The organism is Limosilactobacillus reuteri subsp. reuteri (genome assembly GCF_000016825.1).
Taxonomy (GTDB): Bacteria; Bacillota; Bacilli; order Lactobacillales; family Lactobacillaceae; genus Limosilactobacillus; species Limosilactobacillus reuteri.
This window is the reverse complement of sequence record NC_009513.1, coordinates 809,471-824,384: the sequence shown is the minus strand read 5'-3', so window position 1 is coordinate 824,384 and position 14,914 is coordinate 809,471. Positions and strand designations below refer to the sequence as shown.

10 protein-coding genes are annotated in these 14,914 nt (G+C 38.8%); 2 read left to right on the top strand and 8 right to left on the bottom strand.

Going from position 1 to position 14,914, the window contains the following annotated elements; all coding sequences use genetic code 11:
• Window positions 1-128 precede the first annotated feature (128 nt).
• The gene (gene dnaE / locus LREU_RS04020) at window positions 129-3,476 is read right to left on the bottom strand and encodes a DNA polymerase III subunit alpha (protein WP_003668117.1); all 3,348 of its coding nucleotides are present in this window, start codon (window positions 3,474-3,476) and stop codon (window positions 129-131) included.
• 82 nt (window positions 3,477-3,558) lie between these two features.
• On the opposite strand from dnaE, the gene LREU_RS04015 reads away from it, so the two are divergent.
• Window positions 3,559-3,801 carry a YjzD family protein gene (locus tag LREU_RS04015; protein WP_003668118.1) on the top strand — a complete coding sequence of 81 codons (243 nt, stop codon included), beginning with the start codon at window positions 3,559-3,561 and terminating at the stop codon, window positions 3,799-3,801.
• Window positions 3,802-3,842: 41 nt separating this feature from the next.
• On the opposite strand, the gene pepT is transcribed toward LREU_RS04015, so the two are convergent.
• The 3 genes from pepT to LREU_RS04000 are packed head-to-tail and all read right to left on the bottom strand — an operon-like array spanning window position 3,843 to window position 6,636.
• Window positions 3,843-5,093 (bottom strand): peptidase T, encoded by a 1,251-nt coding sequence (gene pepT, locus LREU_RS04010; RefSeq protein WP_011953442.1) that lies wholly within the window; start codon window positions 5,091-5,093, stop codon window positions 3,843-3,845.
• A 24-nt stretch (window positions 5,094-5,117) separates the two neighbouring features.
• The gene (locus LREU_RS04005) at window positions 5,118-5,942 is read right to left on the bottom strand and encodes a Nif3-like dinuclear metal center hexameric protein (protein WP_003668121.1); all 825 of its coding nucleotides are present in this window, start codon (window positions 5,940-5,942) and stop codon (window positions 5,118-5,120) included.
• On the bottom strand, window positions 5,929-6,636 hold the full coding sequence (locus tag LREU_RS04000; protein WP_011953441.1) for a tRNA (adenine(22)-N(1))-methyltransferase: 708 nt from the start codon (window positions 6,634-6,636) through the stop codon (window positions 5,929-5,931). The genes LREU_RS04005 and LREU_RS04000 overlap by 14 nt, the downstream gene beginning before the upstream one ends.
• Before the next feature lie 224 nt (window positions 6,637-6,860).
• Here LREU_RS04000 and LREU_RS03995 point away from each other — a divergent pair, with 224 nt between their 5' ends.
• A complete protein-coding gene (locus LREU_RS03995; RefSeq protein ID WP_003667567.1) occupies window positions 6,861-8,243 on the top strand; it encodes an ISLre2-like element ISLre2 family transposase in 1,383 nt (460 codons plus the stop codon).
• A 69-nt stretch (window positions 8,244-8,312) separates the two neighbouring features.
• Here the strand turns inward: LREU_RS03995 and LREU_RS03990 are convergent, their stop codons facing one another.
• The 4 genes from LREU_RS03990 to glyS form a co-directional block, all read right to left on the bottom strand.
• Complete coding sequence (locus tag LREU_RS03990) at window positions 8,313-9,497, bottom strand: aminotransferase class I/II-fold pyridoxal phosphate-dependent enzyme (protein WP_003668123.1); 1,185 nt, start codon at window positions 9,495-9,497, stop codon at window positions 8,313-8,315.
• A gap of 197 nt (window positions 9,498-9,694) precedes the next feature.
• A complete protein-coding gene (rpoD, locus tag LREU_RS03985; RefSeq protein ID WP_003668124.1) occupies window positions 9,695-10,837 on the bottom strand; it encodes an RNA polymerase sigma factor RpoD in 1,143 nt (380 codons plus the stop codon).
• 1 nt (window position 10,838) lies between these two features.
• Complete coding sequence (gene dnaG, locus LREU_RS03980; RefSeq protein ID WP_003668125.1) at window positions 10,839-12,704, bottom strand: DNA primase; 1,866 nt, start codon at window positions 12,702-12,704, stop codon at window positions 10,839-10,841.
• A gap of 134 nt (window positions 12,705-12,838) precedes the next feature.
• The gene (gene glyS / locus LREU_RS03975) at window positions 12,839-14,914 is read right to left on the bottom strand and encodes a glycine--tRNA ligase subunit beta (protein WP_003668126.1); all 2,076 of its coding nucleotides are present in this window, start codon (window positions 14,912-14,914) and stop codon (window positions 12,839-12,841) included.

Sequence of the window (14,914 nt, the reverse complement as noted above, 5' to 3'; positions counted from 1 at the left end):
CATTTGCACACTGTTATGATAGCACTTTTCAAATAACGTGTCTTTATTTTTTATGCAAAAGGTTTTAAAAAAGCGCTATCATTCTAAAATTAGTTATTTTTTCTAACTGTTATTTAATTTTATAGCTTTCAGTGATTACTATTAAGCTGTTGTAAGACAACGTTTTCTTGGCCAAGAACGGCGCCAAGCGCCTTTTTTGCTTTCTGAGAATTTTCTAACCATCGTTTTTGGTCAAGCAGGATCTTCTTATCGGTTGCTGGATAAAACAACAAGACAGGAATTGAACCATGGTATTCATTAAAAATATTATTTAACTCTCGATGCACCATCTCAGTGTCCAATGACGGTAAGATTCGTAAAACCCATCGTTGCTTGCGGCGTTTCTGTTGACCTTTTTTAACATCCTGCAATTGATTAGCAACTAATTGTAGACCCCGTCCCTCACGATATTCTACTCGACCTCTGACAATTAAAATCTTATTTGTTTCTAGTTGCTCTTTGAACTGCTGATATTGTTTAGGAAAGACAGTAATATCAATTGCTCCGGTCTCATCTGTTCCATTAACAAAGGCCATTTCTCGATGTTCACGTTTAGTATAAATAGTCTTAACATGATTTGTAAGGACAATTATTGTCGCTTCTGAATTCGGGTATAAATCAGCAATTTTAGTTGCATGGAGCTGCTGTCCTAATTGGTAATATTGAGTAACCGGGTGGCCGGAAAGATATACTCCTAAGTATTCATTCTCCTTCGTTAAACGGGTCAACAGAGGGAATTCATTTCGTTGGTCAATTGCCGTTTGGAGAGCTGGATCGTCAAAATTAGCAAAACCAGCAAACAACTCAATCCCGGAAATTAATTTAGGAAGGGCGTCAATCATCTCCGCTCGGTTATATCCCATCTTATCAAAGGCCCCACTATAGATTAACGGTTCGATTAATTCTTGTTTTTGCCAACGTTCTGGAATACGCGCAATAAAATTACGAAGATCTGTAAACTTACCATTTTCCTGCCGTTCTTCCAGAATTGCGGCGATAAAATCACGACGTACTCCTTTAATAGCAGAGAAGCCAAAGTAAACTGTCTCATCATGCAACAGAAAGCTACTCTCACTTATATTGATTCGCGGACTACTAATCTTAACGCCAAATTGCTTTGCATCCCCCACGTGACGTTTCAATTTCTCAATATTAGTTTCTGCATTCATTAGGGCTGTAAAAAAAGCTGCAGGGTAATGAACTTTCAAATATGCCATCTCAAACGCCATCATAGAATAGGCAACTGCATGCGAACGATTGAACCCGTAATTAGCAAAGCGATCGATATATTCAAATACCTGGTGAGCAACTTGTGCTGAATATCCGTGTTCTGTTGCGCCAGCAATAAATTTTGTCCGCATATCCTCCATTGTGGCCTTTTTCTTCTTACTCATTGCCCGGCGTAAAAGATCCGCCTCTCCCAAGGTAAAGCCAGCCATTACCGAGGCCAGTTGCATTACCTGCTCTTGATAGACCAAAATACCGTAAGTTGGTCCCAGAATTTTTTCAAGTGAAGGAGCAGGATAAGTAATTTTCTCTTTTCCAGCTTTGCGGGCGGTAAAGTGAGGAATATTTTCCATTGGGCCCGGACGATAAAGTGCATTCACTGCCACAATATCTTCAAAATTCGTTGGATGAAGATTGACCAATACATTTCTGATCCCACTTGATTCAAATTGAAAAATCCCTTCAGTTTTTCCTCGCTGGAACAGTTGAAGAGTCAACTGATCATTAAAGTTAATTTTTTGCAAATCAAAAGTAGGGTCTTCTTGCCGAATCATTTGAAGGGTGTTATCCATGATTGAAAGGTTCTTCAATCCCAAAAAATCCATTTTTAATAGCCCCAGCGCTTCTACTGTGTCTTTGGCAAACTGCGTCATTAATAAGCCATCACTACCATCTTGTAACGGCACAATTTCATGTAATGGCTGCTCAGAAAGGACAATACCTGCCGCGTGAATTGAATAATGACGCGGCAATCCCTCTAATTGCTGTGCAACTTGAATCAGCAAACGAAATTTAGGATTATCATCAAGAAGATTTTTTAATTGTTGTGACTCCTTTAATGCATCTTTGAGTGTCACGTGAAGGCCATGCGGTAATGCATCGATTAACCTTTGCATATCGTAACGGGGTAAGTTAAAGACCCGACTCACATCACGAACGACCTGTTTAGCAGCCAACGTTCCAAAAGTAATAATTTGGGCTACGCGTTGGTGACCATATTTTTGATGTACATACTGCAAAACTTCATCACGCCGATTATCAGGAATATCTAAGTCAATATCGGGCATTTGAGCTCGTTCTGGGTTCAGAAAGCGTTCAAATAATAAGTCGTATTGCAAAGGATCAACTTCTGTAATTGCTAAAGCATAGGCAACTAACGATCCCGCAGCTGATCCTCGTCCAGGGTCGGTCGTAATCTTTTGCTGGTGAGCAAAATTCATTACGTCCCATACAATTAAGAAATAATCATCAAAGCCCATTTCATGGATTACTTTTAATTCCATCGCTAAACGTTCTTGGTACTGTTGAATAGTTTTTCCTGGTGCTACTCGTCTTTTTTTCAATCCTTGAATACATAGGGAACGTAAATATTGTTGCGATGGTATCCCTGCTTGATTTTTAAAATGAGGAAGGACCGGGGCCCTAAATTGAAGTTCAACGTTGCACAGGGCTGCTACTTCAACTGTCTTTTGCGCGGCTGCACTAAGCCCCTTTGCATTGTAATCTTGGACAATCTGTTCTTTCGAATGAAGATAATGTTGTCCTCTTCGTCCCGCTTCTATTGTCGGATCTTTTAACTCAACTCCGGCATCAATCGCTTGTAAAACCCGACTAGCAAAAAGATCATTAGCATTTAAATAATCAACTGGAGACGTCCCTACTAATGGTAAAGATAATTGTTTTGATAATTGCTGCAAGGTATCTATTTGAACGTCATCTAACCGCGAATTGACTCCTAACAGGACGCTATCATCATCCCCCAGATTAGCAAGCTCAGTTAAAATTGATGTTGGCTGAGCAAGTACACTAAAAACCGTACTTTGAGGAGGAATAATTATAAACAATTCACCCAATAAAGGACTAATTTGTGCAATCGTTAAAGATATTTTTTTATCTTTTCGTGTTTGCTGAAGCGTCGATAAGTCCATCAGATGCTGGTACCCTCGTTGATTCTTAGCTAGAAATACTAAATCTAGCTTGGTACCATCTGTCTCATTTAATGCAACTACCAGCCGCAAGCCGAGAATGGGTTTAATTCCTGCTTTTTTAGCTGCATTATAAAATTCGACAGCCCCATATAAAACATTTTCGTCTGTTAACGCTAATGCCTTATACCCTCGTTCCTTAGCCGTTGTAACTAGGTCAGAAATCCGGGTTGGACTTTTTAGCAAACTATAACTACTCTTAACATCTAAGGGCGTAAAATCCACTTCATTTCACCTCTCAATAAAATTATATCAAATCAGACTAAATAGAGAAATTAACCCAACCCTTTCAAAAGCATTAATAAATATGCTAGAATATGGTATGACTTCAAAGGGGATGACCAACATGAACTTTTTATCAAAGAATATCGTGGCTGGTATTTGGGCACTTATTCTGGGTGAGGTCCTAGCTTACATCACAAGTCAACTAGAATCGATGACACCAGACTACACCCTTGTCGGCTGGTGTTCTGTAATTATGGGATTAATTGTTATCAATTGTGTGGATAAAATTACCGCAGATGCAAATCCTAGCAAAAATGAAGATTAATTAAAAAGGATTGAGTCCAAAATGGCTCGATCCTTTTTAATTTATTTATCTTCTTCCGTAGTCAACCGCACAATCTCAAGCAGGGTATCCAATGCGCGTTCCATTGTTTGCAGTGATACATATTCAAAACGCGAATGCATATTTTCTCCACCAGCAAAAAGATTAGGAGTTGGTAAGCCCTTATAAGAAATTGTTGAACCATCCGTCCCGCCACGAACTGGATAGATATCAGGTTTAATATCAAGATTTTCCATAGCTTTCTTCGCAATTTCAACAACTTCCATGTGATCTTTAAGCGCATCTTTTAAGTTGTAGTATTGGTCATAAAGATTCATCGTTACTAGGTCTGCACCAAGTTCATCATTTAAGCCAGCAACAACCCGTTCGAGTAAATGTTTTCGTTCAATAAACGTTTGCTTATCATGATCACGAATTAAATAAGTCATTGAAGCATGATCAACAGTTCCATCAAACTTGTATAAGTGATAGAATCCTTGCCGTCCATCTGTCCGTTCTGCGCGATCATGTGCCGGCAAACTATTTTGCAAGTCAATTGCAACCTGAATAGCATTGATCATTGTTCCCTTAGCAACCCCAGTGTGAACATCTTTTCCTTGAATCTCAATTTCTGCCTGAGCTGCATTAAATGTTTCATATTCCAATTCGCCAAGTGGGCCACCATCAACCGTATAGGCAAAATCGGCCCCAAAATCTTTAACATCAAAATGATCAGCCCCGGTACCGATTTCCTCATCAGGTCCTAAGCCAATCTTAATTGTTCCGTGCTTAATTTCAGGATGAGCCATCAGGTAAGCAGCCATTGTAACAATCTCCGCTACTCCTGACTTGTCATCAGCCCCAAGCAAAGTAGACCCGTCAGTAGTAATTAAAGTATTGCCCTGATATTTTTTCAATGATGGAAATTCAGTAGTAGTTAAGACATATTGGCCATCTTTATCAAGCTTAATATCTGACTTGCCATCGTAATCTTCGACAATCTGTGGATTAACATTATGAGCATTAAAATCTGCAGTATCGATATGGGCAATGAAGCCAACCGTTGGTACATCCTTGTCAATATTACTTGGAATTGTGGCTACCAAATATGAACTTTGTGGATTAATATGAACATCACTCAACCCTAAAGATATCAATTCAGCTTTTAATTCATTTAAAAATGCAGTTTCTTTAGGATCAGAAGGAATTGTTTTTGAATCTGGATTTGACCTTGTTTCAGTTTTAACATACTTCAAAAAACGTGGTAATAACCCCTCATACTTTTCCTCACTCATGATTAGCATCTCCTTATCTAAAACCTATTTAGTAATAAAAGTAAACGGCTCTGTATTAACTCTACTCTCTAGCACCTCAAACTGCCAATTATTTTCATTCTTCCACTGGGTGATTAAGTTAGCAAGCTGGTGGGCAGCTACCACTTCAATATGATGTCCAGGATCAATAACAACAAGGTGATTAGCAATCATATCGTGCGCAAAGTGGTAACTTACATCCCCGGTGACATAAGCGTCTGCTCCAGCTTCAAGAGCTTGTTGATAAAAGTCTTGACCAGCACCACCAAGTACTGCAACACGTTTAATCTCTCTCTCTTGGTCAAGCGGGTTGACAATTAACCGTAATCCGCGGATACCAAAAACATCCATACAATATTTTGCAAATTTTTGCAGTGTTAATGGTTCAGCCAGCTCACCAACACGCCCCATCCCAACTGGTTCACCGCTTATTGGATCATTTCCTGCGGGCACTAAAGGCACAGTATTAGTTAGGTGAAGTTGATCTGCTAACCAGTCATTCATTCCGCCATTAGCAGTATCCAAATTCGTATGAGCTGCATAAACAGTAATATTATTCGCCAAAAGTTTAGCGTACATTGCATTTTGCGGATCCCGCGTATCTAGATCTTTTGCTGGATGAAACATGATGGGATGATGAGCAAAAATAAAGTCAACATTTTGCTCAATTGCTTCATCAACCACTTCTGGGCGAACATCAAGGGTGGTTATTAGGCGAGTGATTGGGAGATCTGGATTGCCAATTTGCAGGCCAACATGGTCCCATTTTTCTGCTAGTTGCGGATTAGCAAATTTTTCAAAACGCGCAATTAATTGGTTACCGGTTGTCATCGGCGATCGCTTCCTTTACTTGTGATAAAAACTCGTTTATCTCATTAATCTTTTTTACTGGTGGCTGTTGAGCCCTTTGCATCTGATCAATAACATGGGCTTCACGTTGAAGATATTCTTGCCATTTTTTCCTAAAAACAGGCCCTTTGTTTTCCAATAAAAATGGTCCAAAATCAAGCTCATACTTACTGTATCTAAATGGGACAACTGATGGCTCCGCAACGATAATTTCATAAATATGATTGTCTTCTTCAATTATTTTTTCGGTCATTATTTGGTAATGATTATTCATTAACCATTCACGCAATTGACTTTCCCCTACATTCGGCTGCAGGACAAGTCGCTTAATTTCCGTTAACTTATCCTTGCCCTTCTCTAAAATAGAAGCAATCAAACTCCCGCCCATTCCGGCAATCGTAATTGTATCGACTTTATCTGCTGGTTCAATCGCTGCTAAACCGTCTGCCAACCGTGGGATAACCTTGCCTTCTAATTGGTGGTCTTTTATTTCATGAACAGCATTTTCATAAGGACCCTTTACTACTTCTCCAGCAATTGCAAAATCAATTTTACCATCTAACACTAATGCGGCTGGTAAATATGCATGGTCAGAACCAATATCAGCCACCCGCGCACCTGCTGGAACAAGGGAAGCAACACATGCTAAACGTGCTGATAAGTGCTTTTCATCCACAAAAATCATTCCTTTTTCTATTTAATAAATTAATTATAACAAAAAGAGGAAGCAAGATAGCACCCACTTAGGAGTCCTAGTTAGTGTAAGATTTTCATAGGTTGGATGAATAATTCATCTGGTCGTGGAAATCTTTTTTGTAGACCAATTTACTTATTTACAAAAAAAGAAAAGACCAGTAGCCTTTAGTGTGTCGAATACTAAGCAAAGGCAGGTCTTTCCTCATGGATATTTTAACAGAAATCGAGCAGAATTTGGTGAAATCAGGCAGTTTATTTGAAGCTGAACAGATTATTTTAAAAGGGGTATTGGAGTTAGGACAAGTAATCATGCAAAACTTTTTGGAAAGCTTAGATCGAAGCTTAAAGTCCCAAGCTCCAGCGAACTATCAAGTAATCAATAAACAGCCACGGACGCTTAATTTTATCTTTGGCCCGGTGACTTTTCAACGACGGTATTATCAGGCTGGGACAAAGAAACGTGAATTTTACTTAGACCAACAATTAAAAATTAAACCACGTCGTCGTTTATCGCCACACTACTTAATGATGATGGCTAAGATTGCCCAAACAACTACAATGCGCAATACTGCCGACATTTTGAACCTTGTATTTGACAGCGGAATTACTGCCGATTCGGTAATGCACGCCGTGCATGAGTTAGGAAATCAGGTAGCTAAACAAACTCAAGCAAAAGAACACCAAGCTACTCCTCGCCATATGCCTAAAAATTTAACTATTGAGGGTGATGCCTTTATGATTAAAGGTAAAAAAGAAGCAGGTCAGCTGACTCTTGTGCACCATTATCGGGTTTATGAGCGAGTAGCTAATCAAATCATTAATCGGCATGACTTTCTCAGTGTTGGGCACCAAGGACGGCTTGAAGCACGACTAAGTGATTATTTAGACCGCCATTATAAGCTTGCCGGTCAAACGATCTTTTTGGCCAGTGACGCTGGCCCAGGTTACGAACCAGCTAAGCTATTAAGTCTAGTTCCTCAAGGTGCACATGGTGAATACTTTCTCGACCGCTATCATTGTTTACAGAAAATTGAACATACTTTAGGCCGGCACAACGAATTAGCCATGCGAGCAATTAAAGCCGTTCGTCATCATGATCAAGCAGAGCTAACAATAATTTTAGATACTTATGAATCACAAAACCTAACGGAAAAACAAGCAGACGACCTAATGCGTTTAAGAAAGTATCTACAGCGAAATTGGCGGTATATCCTCTCACCACAAATGCGTGGATTTAAGGATATTCATTTAATTGGTTCAGTCGAAAGTTCTCACCGGGCTTTTACTTACCGGATGAAGAAACAGGGCAAGTCATGGACTAAGCAGGGGGCTAAAGCCATGATTGGTTTAATTGAAGCCCGAATGAATGGTGAACTGCAAGCTAGTTTAAATACAATCCTAGAACAATTAACAGTTCTTCCTCGAGTGGCTCAAACCAGCCTATTACAGGAAATGCATATTCGAACTGGAGAGTTTCTAAGAAAGGCACCGACAAAGCCGTCAATTGGAGTAGTACAAGGAATAATTCCGATTAATACGGCCACAAGTAGACCAATAGGACAACTTTTTAAGGCACTAACCCACTAAAACTGTATATTTAAAGGCTACCTATGAAAACTTGACAGATACGGAGTCCTATTCCTACTTCCTTATAATTTACGCAAGATGGTCTAAAAATTCACTAATTCGTTTAATGGCTTCTGTTAGGTTTTCATCAGAGGAGGCATATGACAGACGAACATAACCATCGCCACCCTTACCAAATGCACTACCTGGTGTTACTCCAACTTTTGCTTCTTTAGCAAGCTGCTTTGCAAAGGCAACATCGTCAGTTCCAAATTGAGCTGGAATCTTAGCAAACAGGTAAAAGGCCCCTTCAGGAGTTAACATTTCAAAGCCTAATTTCTTAAGACCGGCAACGAGTAAATCACGGCGATGCTGGTAAATCTTTCGAAATTCTAATGGATCATTTAAACCATTTGTCAGTGCTTCAGCCGCTGCAACTTGAACGTTATTAGTTACGGTTGTGACTAAGAAGGCATGCATCTTTGAAATATTAGTCATGATCTTAGCCGGAGCTGCAACATATCCTAAACGGTAACCAGTCATTGCGTGAGATTTTGAAAGTCCAGAGATAAAAATTGTCCGCTCTGGAATCATAGTAGCAATTGAATAGTGCTCTACCCCATAGACTAGTTCGCTATAGATTTCATCAGCAATCGCATATAAATGATGCTTCTTAATTACTTCAGCTAATCCTGCTAGAACTTCCTGAGGATATTCACGACCAGTTGGGTTACTTGGGTAGTTAAGGATAACAGCTTTGACGCCTTTCCCCTCTTCTTCAAGAACTTCTTCAAGCTTTTCTGGAGTCAAAACAAAATTATCTGCTGAAGTATCAACCTGAACAACTGTTGCTCCTGTCATTTCAATTAATGGGAAATATAGAGAGAAAATCGGGGTCGGAACCACAACTTTGTCTCCAGTATTAAGAATTGCAAATAAAGTTGCATCGAGGGCTTCGGTTGCTCCTACAGTCGCAATTATTTCTGTTTGTGGGTCATAGTGCACATCACGAGTATTCTGAATATAATCACTGATTGCTTCAAGTAATTCCGGCTTTCCCATTTGTGGAGCATAGTGAGAATCATCTTCCTCAATACTTCTAATGGCTGCTTGCTTAACATGTTCAGGAGTTGCCATGTCTGGTTCTCCTAATGTTAATTTAATAATTCCCGGAATCTTTGAAACTTCTTTGTTGAATTCACGGATACCTGATGGCTGTAACGCATCTAACTTATGACTAACAGTTCCATATAAATCAGCAGATAGTTCTGGCATTGTTCGATCTCTCCTCAATTTTTATTTATAATAGATTTAAAAAACGCTTTATAAAAATTTTACCCGAACAATTGAATGTTTTCAATATAAAAATAAGATTTCTCTCATTTATTTTAAATAAAATTAAAAAGCAGCTTAAGATAATTAATTAACTCAAGTTGCTTTTTGTGTAAATTCATCTTTTTACATATATATTTTTATTCTAAGAAATCTTTTAATTGCTTAGAACGTGATGGGTGACGTAATTTTCGGAGCGCCTTAGCTTCAATCTGACGAATCCGTTCCCGCGTTACCCCGAAGACTTTTCCAACTTCTTCAAGGGTCCGTGTTCGACCATCATCTAAGCCAAAACGAAGCCGAAGAACGTTCTCTTCACGATCGGTTAACGTATCCAAAACATTTTCAAGTTGCTTCTTCATCATTTCATAAGCAGCATGGTCAGCTGGACTCGTTGCATCTTGATCTTCAATAAAGTCTCCTAAATGAGAATCGTCCTCTTCACCAATAGGCGTTTCAAGTGAAACTGGTTCTTGGGCAATTTTAAGAATATTCCGCACTTTCTCAGTTGGCATATCCATTTCTGCACCAATTTCTTCTGGTAACGGTTCACGACCTAAATCTTGAAGTAATTGCCGTTGAATCCGGATCAATTTGTTAATAGTTTCAACCATATGAACCGGAATCCGAATTGTCCGGGCTTGATCAGCAATTGCCCGTGTAATAGCCTGACGAATCCACCAGGTAGCATAAGTAGAGAACTTAAATCCCCGCCGATAATCGAATTTTTCAACGGCCTTCATAAGTCCCATGTTACCTTCCTGGATTAAGTCAAGAAACTGCATCCCACGGCCAACATAACGCTTTGCAATTGAAACAACTAACCGTAAGTTAGCCTCAGCTAATTCTTGTTTAGCTACTTCATCACCTTTTTCAATCCGTAAAGCAAGCTGAACTTCTTCATCAGCCGTCAAAAGATTTACACGACCAATTTCCTTCAAATACATCCGCACAGGATCATTAATTTTAACTCCAGTTGGAGCTGATGTATCCTTCATAGCAGATTGTGAGAATTTTTCAGTAGCTTTTAAAGCACGAGGATCTGGATCCCCATTTTCATCGACAACACTAATTCCGGCATCTTCAATATTTTGAAGTAAATTGTCAATTCCGTCAGCGTTCAATTCAAATGGTTTAGCAATTTTAGTAGTTAATTCATCGTATTCAATCTGCTTTTGCTTCTTGTAATTACGAATTAACTTACCAACTGCGGTGTCATATTCTTGTTGATCGAAATCGGCGCTGTTAGAAATAACAATGTCTTTTTTCTTGCTCTTTGCCATATTAATTAGTCTCCTCCGTTTTTAAGCGTTGCTGCTGCTTTAATAATTTTACCAGTTCAATCGTTAATTGCGTAGCTAATTCTGTATTATGCAGTGAATTAGCTTCTTTTAACTGGGCTTGCTTATCTGCAATTTGCGCAGCTAACGGTGTTTGTTCTGCGATCATATGGATACAATCATCAATTGCCCGCATATCAACTTCTTGGTCAACATTTAAATTTTCAATTTGCCCAAGAGTACCTTGTAAACTACTTTCATCTAAATAATCAAGAAAGTCAGCAGTTGAATACGAGCCGTTTTCAGAAAAATAACTTGCTGCTAATAAATACAAGGTTTGATATTTTTCATGCGCAAAATGAAAATCGTGGTCTGATGTTACATGCATCCACACTTCACGATCATATAGCATATACCTTAGTAAGATCTGTTCCGCTAATTCAGTCCTACTAAGTTTAACTTTTCGATGTTCTTCTTCACTAGTTTGTTGAAACTGTTGATGACGCACTAGTGAAGGCTGTTGCTTAGTCCATGGCTGATTATGAATTCCTAGTTGCTGTCGCAATTGATCTAACTGCGTCTTTAAGGTTTGCCGATCTAAATTGAACTCACTTGCTAACCGTTGCAAGTACATATCTTCTTCTAAGGGAGCTTGAACTTGAGCAATTACCTTCAGTGCTTGATTAAGATATTGCATCAGCTCATTCTGATTATCTAAATTCTTCCCATTTCTTAAAAAGCGCAGGTAAAATTCTGTTGTTGTTTCTTCCTTATTAGTAAGATAGGCGTTAAATTGCTGTGGACCATACTTTTGAACATATTCATCTGGATCAATCCCAGCTGGTAATTGGACAACCTTCACCTGGAGCTGATTAGGTCGATGATCATTAACGAGGCTAATTGCACGATCAATTGCATTTTGTCCCGGTTGATCTCCATCATAGCAAATATCTAATTGCTTTGTAGCACGACCAATAATCGCTACTTGCTCTTCGGTAAAACTGGTCCCCATTGAAGCAATTCCATTTTCGATTCCTGCGGCAAAGGCCGAGATCACATCCATAAATCCTTCAAATAAGTATAATCGACCATCTTTACGGGCTGCTTTTCGTGCAACGTCAAAATTAAATAATGTCCGTCGTTTGTTGAAAATTGGTGTCTCAGGACTATTTAAATATTTAGGTAAATTTGTTTTACTGGTATCGATTAATCGACCAGAAAAAGCAATTACCTGCCCTTGACCATTTTTTATCGGATACATTATCCGTTCAATGAACCGGTCTCGCAACTCTCCCTGTTGGTCTTCACTAAAAAGCCCACTTTTTCTTAGCAATTGGTAATCAACTTTTTGCTGCTGGAAGAACGGCTTTAAGATTCGCTGATCAGGAGCATAGCCTAAGCCAAATTGCTCAATCAGTTCTTCACTCATTCCCCGTTTTTTTAAATAATTAAGTGCAACTTGCCCAGCCGGTGTATTTACCAATATATGGTGATAAAGTTTAGCTGCTTTATCATGAAGATCAAACAGCTGTCGATTCTCGTTATTTGATGGTTTAGCCGGAACGCTAACATATTGTTCAGGAATCTTGATATTACTATCGTTAGCGATCTCCTTAACTGCATCGACAAAATCGATATGCTTTAACTCCATCAAAAATTGAAATACATTTCCGCTCCGGTGACATCCAAAACAATAGAAAAATTGTTTTTCCTCATTCACTGAAAAAGAGGGGGTCTTTTCATCATGAAAGGGACATAACCCAATTAGATTTTTTCCAGCCTGATGCAGTTGGACATAGCGCCCAATTACATCACCAATATCAACTGAATTTCGTATTTCATCAATTACATTACGCGGTATCTTTGCCATTGATCCACCTCACTTAGTAAGCGAACAGCAACGAAATGAAAGGTCGCAACCTAACGGAATGCGACCTCCACCTATTTTTACATTTAACTAGTATCTATAATACCACAAGTTAGCAGCAATACAATTAAAACGTCTTATTTTACAATCAAGTTATCCAAGTTACCAATTAATGATGCTTGGTGAGCCAAAATACTTAATTGGGCCAAACGATTATTACGAATGTCTTCATTCTTATCCATAATCATATTTTCATCAAAATATTCACTAATTATTGGTGTTAAAGTCCGTAATGCTGCAAAGTTTTCACTTACTGTCTGTTGATTTTCCTTAATCAATTCTGAAACAGCAGTATGCATCTTAGCCTCAGATGGGTTCTCAAATAAATTAGGATCTACTACAAGCTCACTAACTGGACGTTTATCCTTCTTTGCAATCCGTAATACCCGGGTAAGAGCTTCAATATCTTCTTTAAAGTTATCATCATCCTTATGATCGTCGATAGTTTGAATAGCTTCAAGGATATTAGCAATATCATTTTGACGAGTATCGGTAGCTGCATCAATGATATCGTGACGAACCTTTTGACCATGGAATAATTGCTTAATCCGGTCCAAGAAGAACGAACGGACTTCATCACTATTTTTATTCAAATCAAAGGAAACATTGATTTCAGCGTTTTCAAAGGCAGGGGCAATTTCTGATTGAATACTTAATAATGGAAGGTGCCAACCACGATCGGCGATGATCCGGACAATTCCAAATGCCTGCCGACGTAAAGCATAAGGGTCATTTGAACCGCTTGGAATCATATCAACTGCAAAGAAACTCATGATACTGTCAAGTTTATCGGCAATTGCTAAGACCGCGCCAATCTTAGTTTGTGGCAATTCCCCTTCTGCAGAGATTGGCATGTAGTGTTCACGAATAGCTGTGGCAACATCATCTTTTTCACCGAATAGCTTAGCATAAATTTCACCCATAATTCCTTGCAACTCAGCGAATTCACCCACCATTTGCGTAGTAAGGTCAAATTTATAAATATGTGCTGCTCGATCAAGGTCTGCTAGTTCTTCATCTGAAAGATTTAGTTGCTTACCGAGAACATTCGCAATCACTGCGACCCGCTGCATTTTGTCATACATTGAACTAATCTTATCATGGAAGCTAACTTTCTTAAGTCGTTCCACATATTCATCAATTGTCAGCTTTTGGTCTTCTTGATAGAAGAATTGAGCATCTTCAAGCCGAGGAACAAGAACCCGTTCATTTCCTTTGATAACATTATCAAGGTAGTCGGTGTTACCGTTACGAACAGAAATAAAGTGCGATAAGAGGTTACCATCTCCATCCCGTACACAGAAGAAACGTTGGTTATCCTTCATGGAAGTAATTAAGACCGGATCAGGTAATGCTAAGTACTTCTCGTCAAAAGATCCAGCAAAAGCAGTTGGCCATTCAACTAAGTTATTAACTTCCTCTAGTAAGTCCTCATCCCAATCAACTTGCCAGTTGTTTTCATTGATAATTTTAGTAATTTGATCCTTAATTAAGTTCTTTCGCTTTGTTTGATCAGCAATAACGAAATCATTATTTAAGGTTTCTTCATAATCATCAGCCTTAGCAATTTCAACTGGATGACCTAAGAACCGGTGACCTTGTGTTTCTCGACCAGCTTCAACGTCCAAAATATTAAATGGAACGACTTCATCATTTAATAATGAAACTAGCCACCGAATTGGACGAATAAATTGTAAGTTATTGTAGCCCCACTTCATCAAGGTTGGGAATGTCATCGAAGTAATAACTGCTGGCAATCCTTGAAGAACTTCAGCAACAGTTTTTCCAGCAATATGCTTTTCAACAAAAACATATTCAACGCCTTTTACTTCTTTGAATTCAATATCTTCAACAGAGGCACCTTGTCCCCGGGTAAAACCAATTGCAGCTTTGGTCCAATTACCATCAGCATCTTGCGCAATCTTTTTTGCAGGACCCTTAACTGATTCATCAATATCAGGTTGCTTATCACTTAAACCATGGATTAGTAACGCCATCCGTCGTGGAGTAGCGAATTCTTGAATATCATCAAAAGTAATCCGTTGTTCTTTAAGGTACTTTGCTACTCGTTCGTGTAACTGTTTAATACTTGGTGTTACAACGTGAGCAGGCATTTCTTCAACACCGACTTCTAATAAGTATGTATTTGCCAT

Excerpts from the sequence above, each read along its gene's own strand:
- rpoD (WP_003668124.1), bottom strand. The coding sequence starts at position 10,837 with ATGGCAAAGAGCAAGAAAAAAGACATTGTTATTTCTAACAGCGCCGAT.
- dnaG (WP_003668125.1), bottom strand. The coding sequence starts at position 12,704 with ATGGCAAAGATACCGCGTAATGTAATTGATGAAATACGAAATTCAGTT.
- LREU_RS04015 (WP_003668118.1), top strand. The coding sequence starts at position 3,559 with ATGCTAGAATATGGTATGACTTCAAAGGGGATGACCAACATGAACTTT.
- pepT (WP_011953442.1), bottom strand. The coding sequence starts at position 5,093 with ATGAGTGAGGAAAAGTATGAGGGGTTATTACCACGTTTTTTGAAGTAT.
- LREU_RS04005 (WP_003668121.1), bottom strand. The coding sequence starts at position 5,942 with ATGACAACCGGTAACCAATTAATTGCGCGTTTTGAAAAATTTGCTAAT.
- glyS (WP_003668126.1), bottom strand. The coding sequence starts at position 14,914 with ATGGCAAATACATACTTATTAGAAGTCGGTGTTGAAGAAATGCCTGCT.
- LREU_RS03990 (WP_003668123.1), bottom strand. The coding sequence starts at position 9,497 with ATGCCAGAACTATCTGCTGATTTATATGGAACTGTTAGTCATAAGTTA.
- LREU_RS03995 (WP_003667567.1), top strand. The coding sequence starts at position 6,861 with ATGGATATTTTAACAGAAATCGAGCAGAATTTGGTGAAATCAGGCAGT.